The 17,674-nt window shown below is 71.3% G+C and carries 16 protein-coding genes; 1 reads left to right on the forward strand and 15 read right to left on the reverse strand.

Annotated features, from left to right (window positions below; translation table 11 throughout):
• Genes nuoL through OO54_RS07540 form a run of 12 tightly spaced genes read right to left on the reverse strand, consistent with a single transcriptional unit; the run spans window position 1 to window position 12,518 of the window.
• The gene (nuoL, locus tag OO54_RS07485) at window positions 1-1,896 is read right to left on the reverse strand and encodes an NADH-quinone oxidoreductase subunit L (protein WP_033202050.1); all 1,896 of its coding nucleotides are present in this window, start codon (window positions 1,894-1,896) and stop codon (window positions 1-3) included.
• A gap of 10 nt (window positions 1,897-1,906) precedes the next feature.
• On the reverse strand, window positions 1,907-2,206 hold the full coding sequence (nuoK, locus tag OO54_RS07490) for an NADH-quinone oxidoreductase subunit NuoK (RefSeq protein ID WP_017239464.1): 300 nt from the start codon (window positions 2,204-2,206) through the stop codon (window positions 1,907-1,909).
• A complete protein-coding gene (locus tag OO54_RS07495) occupies window positions 2,203-3,030 on the reverse strand; it encodes an NADH-quinone oxidoreductase subunit J (protein ID WP_033202051.1) in 828 nt (275 codons plus the stop codon). Before OO54_RS07495 ends, nuoK begins: the two co-directional genes overlap by 4 nt.
• Entirely contained in the window at window positions 3,027-3,623 is a 597-nt protein-coding gene (nuoI, locus tag OO54_RS07500) for an NADH-quinone oxidoreductase subunit NuoI (RefSeq protein WP_033202052.1), read from the reverse strand. Before nuoI ends, OO54_RS07495 begins: the two co-directional genes overlap by 4 nt.
• The gene (gene nuoH / locus OO54_RS07505) at window positions 3,598-4,962 is read right to left on the reverse strand and encodes an NADH-quinone oxidoreductase subunit NuoH (protein WP_033202053.1); all 1,365 of its coding nucleotides are present in this window, start codon (window positions 4,960-4,962) and stop codon (window positions 3,598-3,600) included. The genes nuoI and nuoH overlap by 26 nt, the downstream gene beginning before the upstream one ends.
• Window positions 4,959-7,454, reverse strand: coding sequence for an NADH-quinone oxidoreductase subunit G (locus OO54_RS07510; protein ID WP_033202054.1), 2,496 nt, complete (start codon window positions 7,452-7,454; stop codon window positions 4,959-4,961). Before OO54_RS07510 ends, nuoH begins: the two co-directional genes overlap by 4 nt.
• Entirely contained in the window at window positions 7,451-8,803 is a 1,353-nt protein-coding gene (gene nuoF, locus OO54_RS07515; RefSeq protein WP_193384184.1) for an NADH-quinone oxidoreductase subunit NuoF, read from the reverse strand. Before nuoF ends, OO54_RS07510 begins: the two co-directional genes overlap by 4 nt.
• Window positions 8,800-9,540 carry an NADH-quinone oxidoreductase subunit NuoE gene (gene nuoE / locus OO54_RS07520; protein ID WP_033202055.1) on the reverse strand — a complete coding sequence of 247 codons (741 nt, stop codon included), beginning with the start codon at window positions 9,538-9,540 and terminating at the stop codon, window positions 8,800-8,802. The genes nuoF and nuoE overlap by 4 nt, the downstream gene beginning before the upstream one ends.
• Window positions 9,537-10,859: an NADH-quinone oxidoreductase subunit D gene (locus tag OO54_RS07525; RefSeq protein WP_033202056.1), complete on the reverse strand. Its 1,323-nt coding sequence runs from the start codon at window positions 10,857-10,859 to the stop codon at window positions 9,537-9,539. Before OO54_RS07525 ends, nuoE begins: the two co-directional genes overlap by 4 nt.
• Window positions 10,859-11,590: an NADH-quinone oxidoreductase subunit C gene (locus tag OO54_RS07530; protein ID WP_033202057.1), complete on the reverse strand. Its 732-nt coding sequence runs from the start codon at window positions 11,588-11,590 to the stop codon at window positions 10,859-10,861. Before OO54_RS07530 ends, OO54_RS07525 begins: the two co-directional genes overlap by 1 nt.
• A complete protein-coding gene (locus OO54_RS07535; RefSeq protein ID WP_017239455.1) occupies window positions 11,587-12,141 on the reverse strand; it encodes a NuoB/complex I 20 kDa subunit family protein in 555 nt (184 codons plus the stop codon). Before OO54_RS07535 ends, OO54_RS07530 begins: the two co-directional genes overlap by 4 nt.
• A gap of 17 nt (window positions 12,142-12,158) precedes the next feature.
• Entirely contained in the window at window positions 12,159-12,518 is a 360-nt protein-coding gene (locus OO54_RS07540; RefSeq protein ID WP_019888619.1) for an NADH-quinone oxidoreductase subunit A, read from the reverse strand.
• A gap of 668 nt (window positions 12,519-13,186) precedes the next feature.
• Between OO54_RS07540 and OO54_RS07545 the strand changes: the two genes are divergently transcribed.
• The gene (locus OO54_RS07545) at window positions 13,187-14,044 is read left to right on the forward strand and encodes a C40 family peptidase (RefSeq protein ID WP_033202058.1); all 858 of its coding nucleotides are present in this window, start codon (window positions 13,187-13,189) and stop codon (window positions 14,042-14,044) included.
• Between the two features lie 69 nt (window positions 14,045-14,113).
• Here OO54_RS07545 and OO54_RS07550 read toward each other — a convergent pair whose 3' ends face one another.
• The 3 genes from OO54_RS07550 to OO54_RS07560 are packed head-to-tail and all read right to left on the reverse strand — an operon-like array spanning window position 14,114 to window position 17,582.
• On the reverse strand, window positions 14,114-15,415 hold the full coding sequence (locus tag OO54_RS07550; RefSeq protein WP_051786765.1) for an ABC transporter permease: 1,302 nt from the start codon (window positions 15,413-15,415) through the stop codon (window positions 14,114-14,116).
• Window positions 15,412-16,188, reverse strand: a complete 777-nt coding sequence (locus OO54_RS07555) for an ABC transporter ATP-binding protein (RefSeq protein WP_033202059.1) — start codon at window positions 16,186-16,188, stop codon at window positions 15,412-15,414. Before OO54_RS07555 ends, OO54_RS07550 begins: the two co-directional genes overlap by 4 nt.
• Entirely contained in the window at window positions 16,185-17,582 is a 1,398-nt protein-coding gene (locus OO54_RS07560) for a peptidoglycan-binding domain-containing protein (RefSeq protein WP_033202060.1), read from the reverse strand. The genes OO54_RS07555 and OO54_RS07560 overlap by 4 nt, the downstream gene beginning before the upstream one ends.
• Window positions 17,583-17,674 lie beyond the last annotated feature (92 nt).

Below are 17,674 nucleotides of genomic sequence, written 5' to 3' on the forward strand. Positions count from 1 at the left end.
TTACACCGCCCTCATCAGCAGGGTCGCGGCGATGAGCACCGCAGTACCTCCGAACATGGAGACCGCGTACGTGCGGGCGTAGCCGTTCTGGAGCTTGCGCAGTCGGCCGGAGAGTCCGCCGACGGAGGCCGCGGTGCCGTTGACGACGCCGTCGACCAGGGTGTGGTCGACGTACACGAGCGAGCGGGTGAGGTGCGTGCCGCCCGTGACGAACACGGCGTGGTTGAAGTCGTCCTGGAGGAGGTCGCGGCGGGCGGCCCGGGTGAGGAGCGAACCGCGCGGGGCGACCACCGGCACGGGCCGGCGTCCGTACTGGAGGTACGCGATGCCGACGCCGATCACCATGACGGCGACGGTGGCGCCGGTGATGGCCCCGGCGCTGATCGGCGGGTGGCCGTGCTCGAAGTTCGTCACCGGCTCCAGCCAGGCGACGAACCGGTCGCCGATGCCGAAGAACGCGCCCGCGAACACGGACCCGAAGGCCAGCAGGACCATCGGGATCGTCATGGACTTCGGCGACTCGTGCGGGTGCGGCGCGTGGCCTTCGGCATCGGGCTGCCAGCGCTTCTCGCCGAAGAAGGTCATGAGCATCACGCGGGTCATGTAGTACGCGGTGATGGCCGCGCCGAGGAGGGTGACCGAGCCGAGGATCCAGCCCTCGGTGCCGCCCTTGGCGAAGGCCGCCTCGATGATCTTGTCCTTGGAGAAGAAGCCGGACAGGCCGGGGAAGCCGATGATCGCGAGGTAGCCGAGGCCGAAGGTGGCGAAGGTGACCGGCATGTACTTCCGCAGGCCGCCGTACCTGCGCATGTCGACCTCGTCGTTCATGCCGTGCATGACCGAACCGGCGCCGAGGAACAGCCCGGCCTTGAAGAAGCCGTGGGTCACCAGGTGCATGATCGCGAAGGCGTACCCGATGGGGCCGAGGCCGGCCGCCAGGATCATGTAGCCGATCTGCGACATCGTCGAACCGGCGAGCGCCTTCTTGATGTCGTCCTTGGCGCAACCGACGATCGCACCGAAGAGGAGCGTGACCGCGCCGACCACGGTGACGACCAGCTGGGCGTCCGGGGCGGCGTTGAAGATGTCGGCGGAGCGGACGATCAGGTAGACGCCGGCGGTGACCATGGTCGCCGCGTGGATGAGGGCCGAGACCGGCGTCGGGCCCTCCATCGCGTCCCCGAGCCAGGACTGCAGCGGCACCTGGGCCGACTTGCCGCAGGCCGCGAGGAGCAGCATCAGACCGATCGCGGTCAGCTTGCCCTCGCTCGCCTCGTCCGTCGCCGCGAACACCGGCCCGAAGGCGAAGGTGCCGAAGGTGGTGAACATCAGCATGATCGCGATCGAGAGGCCCATGTCGCCGACCCGGTTGACCAGGAAGGCCTTCTTCGCGGCGGTCGCCGCGGTGGGCTTGTGCTGCCAGAAGCCGATCAGGAGGTACGAGGCGAGGCCGACGCCCTCCCAGCCGAAGTACAGCAGCAGGAAGTTGTCGGCGAGGACGAGCAGCAGCATCGCCGCGACGAACAGGTTGAGGTAGCCGAAGAACCGGCGGCGGCGCTCGTCGTGCTCCATGTAGCCGATGGAGTACACGTGGATGAGCGTGCCCACCCCGGTGATCAGCAGGACGAACGTCATCGACAGCTGGTCGAGCTGGAAGGCGATGTCCGCCTGGAAGCCGTCGACGGAGATCCAGGTGAAGAGCCGCTGGTGCATGGCCCGGTCCTCGGCGCCCTTGCCGAGCATGTCGGCGAAGAGCGCGAGGCCGATGAAGAAGGAGACGGCCGCGAGGAGCGTGCCGAGCCAGTGCCCGGACTTGTCGAGCCGACGTCCGCCGCAGAGCAGCACCGCCGCTCCGAGCAGGGGCGCCCCGACGAGCAGCGCAATGAGATTTTCCACGGTCAGCCCCTCACAGCTTCATCAGGCTGGCGTCGTCGACCGAGGCCGAGTGGCGGGCACGGAAGACGGACACGATGATCGCGAGCCCGACGACGACCTCCGCGGCGGCGACGACCATCGTGAAGAACGCGATGATCTGGCCGTCGAGGTTGCCGTGCATGCGGGAGAAGGTGACGAACGCGAGGTTGCAGGCGTTGAGCATCAGCTCGACGCACATGAAGACCACGATCGCGTTGCGCCGGATCAGCACCCCGGCCGCACCGATGGTGAACAGCAGGGCCGCGAGGTACAGGTAGTTGACGGGATTCACCGGGTGGCCTCCTCTTCGTCCCGGTCCCGGCCGAGCCGCTCCTCGGAGCGCTGCTCCAGGGCCTTGAGGTCGGCCATCGCCTCGGTGGACACGTCCCGGACCTGGCCCCGCTTGCGCAGGGTCGAGATGACGGTGAGCTCCGACGGGGTGCCGTCGGGCAGCAGACCGGCGATGTCCACGGCGTTGTGCCGGGCGTAGACGCCGGGTGCGGGCAGCGGCGGCAGGTGCTTGCCTTCCCGCACGCGCTGCTCGGAGAGCTCGCGCTGGGTGCGGGCCCGCTCGGTGCGCTCGCGGTGGGTGAGCACCATCGCGCCGACGGCGGCGGTGATGAGGAGCGCGCCGGTGATCTCGAAGGCGAAGACGTACTTGGTGAAGATGAGGGCGGCGAGGCCCTCGACGTTCCCGCCGTGCGCCGCGTTGGCGGCGCCGAGGCCGGCGAACTCGGTGAGCGAGGCCTGGCCGATGCCGGCGATGAGCAGGATGCCGAAGCCGAGGCCGCAGGCGGCGGCCCACCAGCGCTGCCCCTTGATGGTCTCCTTCAGCGAGTCCGCGGCCGTGACGCCGACCAGCATGACGATGAAGAGGAAGAGCATCATGATCGCGCCGGTGTAGACGACGATCTGGACGATGCCGAGGAAGTACGCGCCGTTGGCGAGGTAGAAGACCGCGAGGACGATCATCGTGCCTGCCAGCGACAGGGCGCTGTGCATGGCCTTCTTCATCAGGATCGTGGCGAGGGCGCCGGCGACGGCGACGGTGCCGAGGACCCAGAACTGGAAGGCCTCACCGGAAGAGGTGGCGTAGGCGGCGAGGTTGGCGCTCATGCTTCCGCCCCCTCCGGCTCGCCCTTCTCGCCCTTGGAGACGGCGACCTGCTGGACGGTGCCGGGCGCGGCCTCGGTGACGAGGCCCCGGTAGTAGTCCTGCTCGGTCATGCCGGGGAAGATCGCGTGCGGCGAGTCGACCATGGTCTCCTCGAGACCCGCGAGGAGCTGCTCCTTGGTGTAGATCAGGTTCTCGCGGGAGGAGTCGGCCAGTTCGAACTCGTTGGTCATCGTCAGCGCGCGCGTCGGGCACGCCTCGATGCACAGGCCGCACAGGATGCAGCGGGCGTAGTTGATCTGGTAGACGCGGCCGTAGCGCTCGCCGGGCGAGTAGCGCTCCTCGTCCGTGTTGTCCGCGCCCTCCACGTAGATGGCGTCGGCGGGACAGGCCCAGGCGCACAGCTCGCAGCCGACGCACTTCTCCAGACCGTCGGGGTGACGGTTGAGCTGGTGCCGGCCGTGGAAGCGGGGCGCCGTCGTCTTCTGCTGCTCCGGGTACTGCTCGGTCAGCCGCTTCTTGAACATGGCCTTGAAGGTCACGCCGAAACCGGCCACCGGGTTCTGGAAGTCAGACACCGTCCGTCTCCTTTCCATCACTCGCAGTAGCAGTATCGGGGGCGCCACTGACAACGAGGTCCCGGTCGTGCCGGGGCCTGCGCCGCGGCACGGGCGGCAGGGACTGCCCGGGCTTGGGCGGTACGGGGAAGCCGCCGGCCATCGCGTCGAAGGCCCGCGCGGTCTCGGGGGCTGCCGTGGCGGCCTTCGCCTTCCGGTCGCGGAACAGGTCCACGAGGAAGGAGAGCAGCAGCAGTCCGAGGACGGCTCCGGCCACGTACAGGACGATGTTCGAGAAGGCGATGTTCTCGTTCCGCATCGCCCGGACGGTGGCGACCAGCATCAGCCAGACCACGGAGACCGGGATGAGGACCTTCCAGCCGAGCTTCATCAGCTGGTCGTAGCGGACGCGGGGCAGGGTGCCGCGGAGCCAGATGAAGAAGAACAGCAGCAGCTGCACCTTGAGGACGAACCAGAGCATCGGCCACCAGCCGTGGTTCGCGCCCTCCCAGAAGGTGGAGACGGGGTACGGGGCCCGCCAGCCGCCCAGGAAGAGGGTCACCGAGACGGCCGAGACCGTCACCATGTTCACGTACTCGGCGAGCATGAACATCGCGAACTTGATGGACGAGTACTCGGTGTTGAAGCCGCCGACGAGGTCGCCCTCGGACTCCGGCATGTCGAAGGGGGCGCGGTTCGTCTCGCCGACCATCGTGACGATGTAGATGATGAACGAGACCGGCAGCAGGATCACGAACCAGCGGTCCGCCTGCGCCTCGACGATCTTCGAGGTCGACATCGACCCGGAGTAGAGGAAGACGGAGGCGAAGGCCGCGCCCATGGCGATCTCGTACGAGATCATCTGCGCGCACGACCTGAGCCCGCCGAGCAGCGGGTACGTGGAGCCGGACGACCAGCCCGCGAGGACGATGCCGTAGATGCCGACGGAGGCGACCGCGAGGACGTACAGCATCGCGATCGGCAGGTCGGTGAGCTGCATCGCGGTCCGGTGGCCGAAGATCGAGACCTCGTTGCCGGCCGGGCCGAAGGGGATCACGGCGATCGCCATGAACGCGGGGATCGCGGCGATGATCGGGGCGAGGACGTACACGACCTTGTCGGCCCGCCGGACGATCACGTCCTCCTTGAGCATCAGCTTGATGCCGTCCGCGAGGGACTGCAGCATGCCCCAGGGGCCGTGCCGGTTGGGGCCGATGCGCAGCTGCATCCACGCGACGACCTTGCGCTCCCACACGATGGAGAAGAGCACGGTGACCATCAGGAAGGCGAAGCAGAAGACGGCCTTGATCAGGACGAGCCACCAGGGGTCCGTGCCGAACATGGACAGGTCTTCGGCCGCCAGGACGTTCGCGGTCATGCCTGCACCTCCTGCGGGGTCGCCGGGCCGATGCGGACCAGGTCGCCGGGGTGGGCGCCGGTGTCGGAGAGGACGCCGCGGCCGGTCGAGTTGAGCGGGAGCCAGACGACGCGGTCGGGCATCTCGGTGACCTGGAGCGGGAGCGCCACGGAGCCGGCGGGGCCGGCCACCTCCAGGACGTCGCCGTCCTTGACGCCGGTGTCGGCGGCGGTGACGGCGGAGAGCCGGGCGACGGCGGCGTGCCGGGTGCCGGCGAGAGCGGTGTCGCCCTCCTGGAGCCTGCCGAGGTCGAGCAGGAGGCGGTGTCCGGCGAGGACGGCCTCGCCGTCGCCGGGCCGGGGCGCGGCCTGGCCGGGTTCGGCGGGCTCGCCGGCCCGCTCCTCGGTCCAGCCGCCGAGCCGGTCCAGCTCCCGGCGGGCCGACCGCAGGTCGGGCAGGCCGAGGTGGGCGTCGAGGGCGTCGGCCAGCATGTGGAGCACGCGGGCGTCGCTCGGCGCGAGCGGCCTGGTCATCTGCTCGGGCTTGAGCGCGGCCTCGAAGAGCCGTGCCCTGCCCTCCCAGTTGAGGAAGGTGCCGGCCTTCTCGGCGACGGCGGCGACCGGGAGGATCACGTCGGCCCGCTCGGTGACCTCGCCGGGCCGCAGCTCCAGGGAGACGACGAAGGCCGCGTCGAGGGCCTCGCGCGCGCGTGCCGGGTCCGGCAGGTCGGTCACGTCGACGCCGGCGACGAGCAGTGCGCCGAGTTCGCCGGTGGCGGCGGCCTCCACGATCTGGCCGGTGTCGCGGCCGTAGCGGTGCGGGAGTTCGCGGACGCCCCAGGCGGCGGCGACCTCCTCGCGCGCGCGGGGGTCGGTCGCGGGCCGGCCGCCGGGGAGCAGCGTCGGGAGGGCGCCCGCCTCGACGGCTCCGCGTTCGCCGGAGCGGCGCGGGATCCAGACGAGCCGGGCGCCGGTGGCGGTCGCGGCGCGCAGGGCGGCGGTCAGCGCGCCGGGTACGCCCGCGAGGCGCTCGCCGACGGCGATGACGGAGCCTTCCCGGCGGAGGGCCTCGGCGGCGGCGAGGCCGTCGCCGTCCAGGCCGACCCGGGAGGTCAGGGCGTCCAGCCACTCGGTCTCGGTGCCGGGGGCGGCCGGCAGCAGGGTGCCGCCGGACTTCTCCAGGCCGCGGGTGGCGAAGGCGGCGACCGCGTAGGTCTTCTGGCCGTGCTTGCGCCAGGCCTTGCGGAGCCGCAGGAAGACGCCGGGGGCCTCCTCCTCGGACTCCAGGCCGACGAGGAGTACGGTCGGCGCCGCTTCGAGCGAGGTGTACGTGACGCCCGTGCCGTCCAGGTCGCGGCCGCGTCCGGCGACGGCGGAGGCCAGGAAGTCGGCCTCCTCGCCGGAGTGGATCCGGGCCCGGAAGTCGATGTCGTTGGTGTCGAGGGCGACCCGGGCGAACTTGGCGTACGCGTAGGAGTCCTCGACGGTCAGCCTGCCGCCGGTCAGGACGCCGGTGCGGCCGCGGACGAGACCGCGGGCGGCGGCCTCCAGGGCCTCGGGCCAGGAGGCGGGCTCCAGTTCACCGGTCTCGGCGTCGCGGACGAGGGGGGTGGTGAGCCGGTCGCGCTGTTGTGCGTACCGGAAGCCGAAGCGGCCCTTGTCGCAGATCCACTCCTCGTTGACCTCGGGGTCGTCGGCGGCGAGCCGCCGCATGACCTTGCCGCGCCGGTGGTCGGTGCGGGTGGCGCAGCCGCCGGCGCACTGCTCGCAGACCGACGGCGAGGAGACCAGGTCGAAGGGGCGGGCACGGAAGCGGTAGGCGGCGGAGGTGAGGGCGCCGACGGGGCAGATCTGGATGGTGTTGCCGGAGAAGTACGACTCGAAGGGGTCGCCTTCGCCGGTGCCGACCTGCTGGAGCGCGCCGCGCTCGATCAGTTCGATCATCGGGTCGCCGGCGACCTGGTTCGAGAAGCGGGTGCAGCGGGCGCAGAGCACGCACCGCTCGCGGTCGAGCAGCACCTGGGTGGAGATCGGGACCGGCTTCTCGTAGGTCCGCTTGACGCCCTCGAAGCGGGACTCGGCCTGTCCGTGGGACATGGCCTGGTTCTGCAGGGGGCACTCGCCGCCCTTGTCGCAGACGGGGCAGTCCAGCGGGTGGTTGACGAGCAGCAGCTCCATCACGCCGTGCTGGGCCTTCTCGGCGACGGGGCTGGTGAGCTGCGACTTCACCACCATGCCGTCGGTGCAGGTGATGGTGCAGGACGCCATGGGCTTGCGCTGCCCCTCGACCTCGACGATGCACTGGCGGCAGGCGCCGGCGGGGTCGAGGAGCGGGTGGTCGCAGAACCGCGGGATCTCGATGCCGAGCTGTTCGGCGGCGCGGATGACCAGCGTCCCCTTGGGGACGGAGATCTCGGCGCCGTCGATGGTCAGCGTCACCATGTCTTGGCCGGGGGCCCCGGGCGACACCGGCGCGCTGCCGCCGCCACTGGGAGTGGACGCGATGACGGTCATGCGGTCACCTCCTTGTGGTTGTCCGCCCAGGCGGTCGACTTGGCCGGGTCGAAGGGGCAGGCCCGGCCGGTGATGTGCTGCTCGTACTCCGCGCGGAAGTACTTGAGCGAGGAGAAGATCGGCGAGGCGGCGCCGTCGCCGAGGGCGCAGAACGACTTGCCGTTGATGTTGTCGGCGATGTCGTTGAGCTTGTCGAGGTCGGACAGCTGTCCGCGGCCGGCCTCGATGTCGCGGAGCAACTGGACGAGCCAGTAGGTGCCTTCGCGGCACGGGGTGCACTTGCCGCAGGACTCGTGGGCGTAGAACTCGGTCCAGCGGGTGACGGCCCGGACGACGCAGGTGGTCTCGTCGAAGCACTGGAGCGCCTTGGTGCCGAGCATGGAGCCGGCGGCGCCGACGCCCTCGTAGTCGAGGGGCACGTCGAGGTGCTCGTCGGTGAACATCGGGGTGGAGGAGCCGCCGGGGGTCCAGAACTTGAGGCGGTGGCCGGGGCGCATGCCGCCGCTCATGTCGAGGAGCTGGCGCAGGGTGATGCCGAGGGGTGCCTCGTACTGGCCGGGCGAGGCGACGTGCCCGCTCAGCGAGTAGAGCGTGAAGCCGGGGGACTTCTCGCTGCCCATCGAGGTGAACCATTCCTTGCCCCGGTTGAGGATCGCGGGAACGGACGCGATGGACTCGACGTTGTTCACCACGGTGGGGCAGGCGTACAGACCGGCGACCGCGGGGAAGGGGGGACGCAGCCGGGGCTGGCCGCGGCGCCCTTCGAGGGAGTCGAGGAGCGCGGTCTCCTCACCGCAGATGTACGCGCCGGCGCCGGCGTGCACGGTGAGTTCGAGGTTCAGGCCGCTGCCGAGGATGTTCCGGCCGAGGTAGCCGGCCGCGTAGGCCTCGCGGACGGCCTCGTGGAGGCGGCGCAGGACGGGGACGACCTCGCCGCGCAGGTAGATGAACGCGTGCTCGGAGCGGATCGCGTAGCAGGCGATGATCATTCCCTCGATGAGGGAGTGCGGGTTGGCGAAGAGGAGGGGGATGTCCTTGCAGGTGCCGGGCTCGGACTCGTCGGCGTTGACGACGAGGTAGTGCGGCTTGCCGTCGCCCTGCGGGATGAACTGCCACTTCATGCCGGTGGGGAAGCCGGCGCCGCCGCGTCCGCGGAGCCCGGATTCCTTGACGTACGCGATGAGGTCGTCGGGGCTCATCGCGAGGGCCCGCTTGAGCCCCTGGTATCCCTCGTGGCGCTCGTAGGTCGCCAGGGTCCAGGAGTCGGGCTGGTCCCAGAAGGCGGAGAGGACGGGTGCGAGCAGCTTCTCGGGGCTGCTGTTGTCGATCTCGGCGGCCAAGGTCATCACTCCCCCTCCTGACCGGAGGTCTCACCACGCGGGTGGACGATTCGGTGGTGCGGCTGCTCGCCCTTGGCCAGACGCAGGCCGACGAGGGAGGCGGGGCCCGCCCCGCCGGTGGCCTCGACGGCGCCGGGGCGCTCGTCGGGGAAGCCGGCGAGGATGCGGGCGGTCTCCTTGAAGGTGCAGAGCGGGGCCCCGCGGGTGGGTTCGACGGTCCGGCCGGCCCGCAGGTCGTCCACCAGCTGCTTGGCGGAGGCGGGGGTCTGGTTGTCGAAGAACTCCCAGTTGACCATCACGACCGGCGCGAAGTCGCAGGCGGCGTTGCACTCGATGTGCTCGAGGGTGATCTTGCCGTCGTCGGTGGTCTCGTTGTTGCCGACCGCGAGGTGCTGCTTGAGCTCCTCGAAGATGGCGTCGCCGCCCATGACCGCGCAGAGCGTGTTGGTGCAGACGCCGACCTGGTAGTCGCCGGAGGGCTTGCGGCGGTACATCGTGTAGAAGGTGGCGACGGCGGTGACCTCGGCGGTGGTGAGGCCGAGGGTCTCGGCGCAGAACGCCATGCCGGTGCGGGTCACGTGGCCCTCCTCCGACTGCACGAGGTGCAGCATCGGCAGGAGCGCCGAGCGGGAGTCCGGGTAGCGGGCGATGATCTCCCGGGCGTCCTCCGTCAGGCGGGCGCGGACCTCTGCGGGGTACGCGGGGGCGGGGAGCCGGGGCATCCCCAGGCTGACGTTCTCCGTCATCGGTCGACGCCTCCCATCACGGGGTCGATGGAGGCGACGGCGACGATGACGTCGGCGACCTGGCCGCCCTCGCACATCGCGGCCATGGCCTGGAGGTTGGTGAAGGACGGGTCGCGGAAGTGGACCCGGAAGGGGCGGGTGCCGCCGTCGGAGACGACGTGCACGCCGAGCTCGCCCTTGGGGGACTCGACGGCCGCGTACGCCTGTCCGGCGGGGACCCGGAAGCCCTCGGTGACCAGCTTGAAGTGGTGGATCAGGGCCTCCATGGAGGTGCCCATGATCTTCGCGATGTGGTCGGGCGAGTTGCCGAGGCCGTCGGGTCCGAGCGCGAGCTGCGCGGGCCAGGCGATCTTCTTGTCGCCGACCATGACGGGGCCGGGCTCCAGGCGGTCGAGGCACTGCTCGACGATCCGAAGCGACTGGCGCATCTCCTCCAGGCGGACGAGGAAGCGTCCGTAGGAGTCGCAGGTGTCGGTGGTGGGGACCTCGAAGTCGTAGTCCTCGTAGCCGCAGTACGGGTCGGTCTTGCGCAGGTCGTGCGGGAGGCCCGCGGAGCGCAGGATCGGTCCGGTGGCGCCGAGGGCCATGCAGCCGGTGAGGTCGAGGTAGCCGACGTCCTGCATGCGGGCCTTGAAGATGGGGTTGCCGGTGGCGAGCTTGTCGTACTCCGGCAGGTTCTTCTTCATGGTCTTCACGAACTCGCGCACGGCGTCGACGGCGCCGGGCGGGAGGTCCTGGGCGAGGCCGCCGGGGCGGATGAACGCGTGGTTCATGCGCAGGCCGGTGATCAGCTCGTACAGGTCCAGGATCATCTCGCGGTCCCGGAAGCCGTAGATCATGATCGTGGTGGCGCCGAGCTCCATGCCGCCGGTGGCGATGCACACCAGGTGCGAGGAGAGCCGGTTGAGCTCCATGAGGAGCACCCGGATGACGGTGGCCCGGTCGGGGATCTGCCCGGTGATGCCGAGGAGCTTCTCCACGCCCAGGCAGTACGCCGTCTCGTTGTAGAACGAGGTCAGGTAGTCCATGCGCGTGACGAAGGTGGTGCCCTGCGTCCAGGTCCGGTACTCGAGGTTCTTCTCGATGCCGGTGTGGAGGTAGCCGATGCCGCAGCGGGCCTCGGTGACGGTCTCGCCGTCGATCTCCAGGATGAGGCGGAGCACGCCGTGGGTGGACGGGTGCTGGGGGCCCATGTTGACGACGATCCGCTCGTCGTCGGCCTTGGCCGCGGACTGGACGACCTCGTCCCAGTCGCCGCCGGTCACCGTGTAGACGGTGCCTTCGGTCGTCTCGCGGGGAGACGCTTCTGAGGTGGACATCAGCTGTACGACCTCCGCTGGTCCGGAGCCGGGATCTGGGCGCCCTTGTACTCGACCGCGATGCCGCCGAGGGGGTAGTCCTTGCGCTGCGGGTGGCCCTGCCAGTCGTCCGGCATCATGATCCGGGTGAGGGCGGGGTGGCCGTCGAAGACGATGCCGAAGAAGTCGTACGTCTCGCGCTCGTGCCAGTCGTTCGTCGGGTAGACGGCGACGAGCGACGGGATGCGCGGCTCGGCGTCGGGGGCCGAGACCTCCAGGCGGATCAGCCGGCCGTGGGTGAGCGAGCGCAGGTGGTAGACGGCGTGCAGCTCGCGGCCCTTGTCACCGGGGTAGTGGACGCCGGAGACGCCGGTACAGAGCTCGAAGCGGAGCGCCGGGTCGTCGCGCAGGGTGCGGGCCACGCGGACGAGGTGCTCGCGCTCGATGTGGAAGGTGAGCTCGTCGCGGTCGACGACCGTCTTCTCGATGGCGTTCTCGGGAAGCAGTCCCTGCTCCTCGAGGGCGCCTTCGAGTTCGTCGGCGACCTCGTCGAACCAGCCGCCGTACGGGCGGACGGCCGGGCCGGGGAGGCGGACGGAGCGGACGAGGCCGCCGTATCCCGTGGTGTCGCCGCCGTTGTTCGCGCCGAACATGCCACGCTGGAGGCGTACCTCCTCGCCGTGGTCCCCGCGCTGGCCCGGCAGGTTCTGCGCGCTCAGCTCCTTCTCGGGGTTCGGAGTTTCGTCACTCACCGGAGCAGACCCTTCAATTCAATGGTCGGCAGCGCCTTGAGCGCCGCCTCCTCCGCCTCGCGGGCCGCCTCCTCGGCGTTCACGCCGAGCTTGGAGCCCTGGATCTTCTCGTGGAGCTTGAGGATCGCGTCGAGCAGCATCTCGGGGCGGGGCGGGCAGCCGGGCAGGTAGATGTCGACCGGCACGATGTGGTCGACGCCCTGCACGATCGCGTAGTTGTTGAACATGCCGCCCGAGGACGCGCAGACGCCCATGGAGATGACCCACTTGGGGTTGGGCATCTGGTCGTAGACCTGCCTCAGGACGGGTGCCATCTTCTGGCTGACCCGTCCGGCGACGATCATCAGGTCGGCCTGGCGCGGTGAGCCGCGGAAGACCTCCATGCCGAAGCGGGCCAGGTCGTACCGGCCGGCTCCGGTGGTCATCATCTCGATGGCGCAGCAGGCGAGGCCGAATGTCGCGGGGAACACGGACGCCTTGCGCACCCAGCCCGCGGCCTGTTCGACCGTCGTCAGCAGAAAGCCGCTCGGGAGTTTCTCTTCGAGTCCCATAGGTGCCCCTCAGCCCCTCAGTCCCATTCCAGGCCGCCGCGCCGCCACACGTACGCGTAGGCGACGAAGACGGTGAGCACGAAGAGCAGCATCTCCACGAGCCCGAAAAGCCCCAGGGCGTCGAAGGTGACGGCCCAGGGGTAGAGGAAGACGATCTCGATGTCGAAGACGATGAAGAGCATCGCCGTCAGGTAGTACTTGATCGGGAAGCGACCGCCTCCGGCGGGAGTGGGCGTCGGTTCGATGCCGCACTCGTACGCCTCAAGCTTTGCCCTGTTGTACCGCTTTGGCCCGATAAGCGTGGCCATGACCACGGAGAAGATCGCAAACCCCGCACCCAGGGCACCGAGCACGAGGACGGGCGCGTACGCATTCACGCTCCTCGCTCCTTCCAGTCGTCCTTGACCGTTGGACCGCACCGCCGGTGTGAAAGATCGCCCCCATGTGAGGCAGTTCACAAGCCCGGCTGCCCCGCATCTTATGCCCGCCCCTCTGTGATCTGCGACACGGGGTACGGCAAGGAGTTTGTGATCTCCACCACCTGACGAAGGATCATGAAGTCGGATGAGCGGTGATCTTGTCGCGCGAAGCGCCCAGGTGATCACCAGATGTGACATCCGGACCGGAAGTCGCTGCTCGGAGGGGGTGCCGCACTATCAAGCGATGTCCCATGCAAGCAAATTGGTGATGGACGCGTACGGGTGATAAAGGAACCGCCCGTCGCCCGGTCGAGGGGTCCGGCGTACGGAGATGGACGCGTGCACGCGTTCACGAGCGTCCGTGAGACGGAGATGTGACCTGCGCCACACCGTGGAGGTCACGAAAAAGCGGGGCTTGGCCATCGGCGTCAAGAGGTGGTAAGCGTCGGGCAATTCGGGCGTTTCAATGAAAACCCGTGATCAAGGGCCAGATGGGCCGTGCCCGATTTGCCCGTTACGGCGTCAATAAGGGCGACAGAGAAGCGGATTGAGCGGTTCCGAACGTAACTGTGGCGCAACCCACGTTTCTTGATGGGAACCACGAACCCCTGATAGCGGTTGTTCCCATGTCCCACACCGCTCACATACCCAGCCACCGGAAGCCCCGCCGCAGCGCCTCGAAACTCGCCCTGCGGGCAGGAGTTGCCGGTGGCGTCCTCGGCACCATCGCGGTGGCCGGTGCTGCCGGGCCGGCGAATGCCGAGCCGGTGACCGAGACCATCGAAATGCCCACCCTGGGCTCGCTCGAGGCCGGCGCCGGCCTCGCGAGCGCCGTCGCCGCCTCCGCCGAGGCGTCGCAGCAGGAGGCCCTCGACCAGAGCCTCCAGACCCAGGAGAACCTGGCCCTGCAGAAGGCCGCCAAGGACGCCAGGACGGCGAAGGCCGAGGCGGACCGCAAGGCCGAGGCCGAGCGCGCCGAGAAGGCCCGCGCCAAGGCCGAGCAGGAGCGCAAGGACGCGGCCGCCCGCGCGTCCCGCGACAGCGTGCGCACCCAGCTCACCAGCACCGGCGACGACTCCTCGGACTCGACCGGCGGCTCCTCGACGAACGAGCAGACGCAGGCTCCCTCCGGCTCCGCCGCCGCGATCGTGGCCTTCGCCCGCGCCCAGGTCGGCGACGCCTACGTCACCGGCGGCACCGGCCCCAACTCCTGGGACTGCTCGGGCCTCGTCCAGGCCGCGTACCGCCAGGCCGGCATCGACCTGCCCCGCATCTCGTACCAGCAGTCGAGCATGGGCACGTCCGTCTCCCTGAGCAACCTCCAGCCGGGCGACATCCTCTACTGGGGCAGCCGCAGCGGCTCGTACCACGTCGCCATCTACGTCGGCGGCGGCAAGTACGTCGGCGCGCAGAACTCCTCCACCGGTGTGGTCGAGCGCTCCCTGGACTGGGACATGCCCTCGGGCGCCGTCCGCATCCTCTGACCGCTCCGCAGCCGTACGACGAAGGGCCGTCACTCCTCGGGGGAGAGACGGCCCTTCGTCGTGCGCGGCTCAGTGGCGCAGCGCCTCCGCGGGCTCGGTCCGGGCGGCCCGCACCGCCGGGTAGAGGCCGGCCAGCAGGCCGGTGGCGAGGCCGATCGCCGGGGCCGCGGCCACGGTCGCGGGATGGAGGACCGGGGTCCAGTGCCGGAACAGCGCCACCCCGACCACCGCGCAGACTCCCGTCGCCGCGCCGACGAGCCCGCCGACACCGCCCAGAACGCCTGATTCCGCCAGGAATTGGACGGCGATGTGGCGGCTCCTGGCCCCCAGTGCACGGCGCAGGCCGATCTCGCCGGTCCGCTCCAGGACGGCGACCAGGGTGGTGTGGGCGATGCCGACCGCCCCGATCACCAGACAGACCGCGGCGAGCAGCAGGAACAGCCGGTCGAGGTCGCCGGTGACTCCGGCCCGGAGGGTCCTCGGGTCCGGCGGCGGGACCGCCCTGAGGTACTCCGGGTGGTCCGGGCGGAGGGCGACCGGCGCCTCGGCCGCGATCTGCCGGGCGGCTCCTGTCTCCGTCGCGACGAGCATCGTCGCCGCGCCGCTCTCCGGCGGGCCCCACAGCCGCTCGGCCGTGGTCCGCGGCACCGTGACCGACATCAGGACGTCCGCGCGGCGCCGTACGTCGTCGACGATCCCCGCCACCACGAACGGCTCGTCCCCGATGAACACCGCGGGCCGCGTCTCCAGGGTGGTGATGCCGAGCCGGGCGGCGACCGAGGCCCCCAGCACCGCCACCGGCTGCGCCGTCGACGAGGCGAACTCGTCGTACAGGCGGCCCTGGGCGAGCCGGGGGACGGCGGCGCGCAGGGCACCGGGCGAGGCGGCGACGACGTCGACCGGCTCGCCGTCCGCGCCGTCGCCGACCGGCGCGGCGCGGACGGTGGTGCCCGGGGCGAGCCGGACGGTCCAGAGGACGCCCGCGTCCGTGACCCCGCCGAGCCGCCCGATCCGGGCGTCCGCGTCGGCGGGGAAGCCGGGGCCGGCGAACTCGTCCCGCTCCCGGGCGATGTCCTCGACGGTGACCTCGGTGGCGGTCAGAAGGTCGAACCGGGCGTCGATCCGCGAGGACGCCGTCGCCGTCAGCCCGAGGACCGCGACGAAGGCACCGACGCCCAGGACCGTGCCGAGCGCGGTCAGCGCCGACCGTCCGGGGCGGCGCAGCATGCCGGCGACGGCTTCGGAGAGGACGTCGCCGGGCGCGAAGCGGGACGGCTCGACGAGATGGGGGGTCCGGGGGCGCGGGAGGCGGGTCCGGGGGCGCGGGAGGCGGGTCCGGGGGCGCGGGAGGCGGGTCCGGGCGGGCTTCACCGGGTGGTCCGTTCCCGTGCCGGTCGGAGGTGTTCGTCGAGTACGCCGTCCCGGATGGTCACCGTGCGGTCCGCGCGGGCGGCGACGTCGCGGTCGTGGGTGATGACGACGACGGTCATGCCGGAGGTGTGGAGTCCGTCGAGGAGCGTGAGGACCGCGTCCGCGTTGTCGGAGTCGAGGTTGCCCGTCGGTTCGTCGCAGAGCAGCAGCGACGGACGGCCGGCGAGGGCGCGGGCGACGGCGACGCGCTGGCGCTCCCCGCCGGAGAGCCGGGCCGGGAGGGCGTCGGCCCGGTCGGCGAGTCCGACGCGGTCGAGGGCGTCCATGGCCCGGGCGCGGCGCTCGGCACGGGGCACCGCCGTGTACACCGCCGAGAGCATGACGTTCTCCGCGGCGCTGCGGTGCGGGATCAGGTGGAACGCCTGGAAGACGAAGCCGATGCGGCGGCCGCGCAGCGCCGTGCGGTCGCCGTCGCGGAGGGCACCGGTGTCGACGCCGTCGAGGAGGTAGGTGCCCTCGGTGGGGGTGTCGAGGAGGCCCATGACGTTGAGGAAGGTGGACTTGCCGGAGCCCGAAGGACCGACGACGGTCACGAACTCACCCCTACGGATGGTGAGTTCGCAAGGGCTCAGGGCCTGGACGGGCGGTGGCCCGGGGTAGGTGAGGCCGACCCCGCGGAACTCGACGACGGGGACCTCGGCGGCCGTGGGGCCGCCCGTCGCGGGGTCCGGCCGCCGTGTCCGGCGCGCCCGCTCCCGTACGGACCGGATCACGGCGTCTCCCGGGGCACGGCGGGGGCCACGCCGGTCACGACCTCGTCGCCGGCCGCGAGGCGGCCCGCGGCGAGCGGGACGACCTCCACGTAGCCGTCGCCGAGGGTGCCGGTGCGCACCTCGACGCGGTCCTGGCGGGCGTCGGCGCGGACGGCGGTGACGACCGTGCGGCCGTCCGCGCCGGCGGACACGGCGGTGACGGGGACGACGAGGGCCTCGCCGTCGGTGGAGGCGGCCTCGACCGTCAGCCGGACCTCCCGGCCGGCGAGGCCGGGTGGGAGGTCCTCGCCGGGCGCGGCGGTGAGGAGGTAGCCGACGGGGACGTCGCCGGGCGGCTGTTCGGCGTCGCCCCCTCCCCCGCCGGTGCCGGCGTCCCCCGGCGGGCCGGTGTGCCGCGGGGTGGCCCGGTCGGCGACCGTCACGACGTCGGCGGTGACCTCGTCGCCGGTCTCCTCGTCCAGGATCCGCACCTTCTGCCCGGGCCGGACCATGCCCTTCTGGTGGTCGTGGAGGTGGCCCTGGGCCACGAGCCGTCCGGAGGAGAGGGTCATCGGGGAGCCCGTCACCGGGGAGCCGGGCACGACGCCGACGGAGGCGACCCGGGCGGGGAAGCGCTCCACGAAGACGACCTCTCCGGCCGGGACCATGGGTCCGGCGGCCGCCCGTGCACGGGCCAGCGCGGTCCGGGCGTCGGCCAGGTCGGCGGCGGCCCGGCCGCGAGCCTTGCGGAGGTCCTTCGTCCGGGTGGCGTCGCGGTTGTCGAGCAGGGCGTCCCGGGTGTCCTCGGCGGCCCGTTCGGCGGCGGTCACCGCCGCCCTGGCGCCGTCGACGGCGGCCCCGTCGTCGGCCACGGCCGGCCGGGGGACGTACCCGGCGGCGGAGTAGAAGTCCGTCACCGCGTCCTTGGTCCCGGCGCCGAAGGTGCCCCGGGGGTCGTCGCCCCGGTCGTGTCCGAGGGCGGCCAGCGCGTCCTGGAGCTGGGCGACGTCGTCGCCGGTCGCGCCGGGCCTCAGGTCGCGGTAGACCGGCAGCCGGCCCTTCAGTACGACGACGGGGCGGCCCGACACCTCCAGGACGACCTGTCCGGGGCGGAGGGTCGCGCCGGTGGCGAACGGCACCTTGGTGACGACGGACGCGCCCTCGCCGCCGGGGGCGGGGGGTGCGACCCGCACGGTCTGCCCGGCGACGACCGTCCCGCGCAGGACGACGGTCTCGTGGAGCACGCGGTGTTCGACGGGCGCCGTGAGCACGTCGGGCGGCGGTGGCGCGGCGTTCGCGGCGAGCTGCGCCGGGGAGGTGACGAGCGTCCCGGCGACGACGCCGGCGCCGGTGAGGAACACGGCCCCGACGACGAGGGCGGCGAGGAGCAGCGGGGCGGCCAGGGGGCGTCTCATCGTGCGGTCCTTCCGGGGAGGGTCCCGCGAACCCTAGCCATTCCCGGGGAGGCTCCGTGGCGAGATCAACAGACAGTGAAATCACGCCAGTT

Origin of the sequence: Streptomyces wedmorensis (assembly GCF_000716445.1) — a bacterium.
Taxonomy (GTDB): domain Bacteria; phylum Actinomycetota; class Actinomycetes; order Streptomycetales; family Streptomycetaceae; genus Streptomyces; species Streptomyces wedmorensis.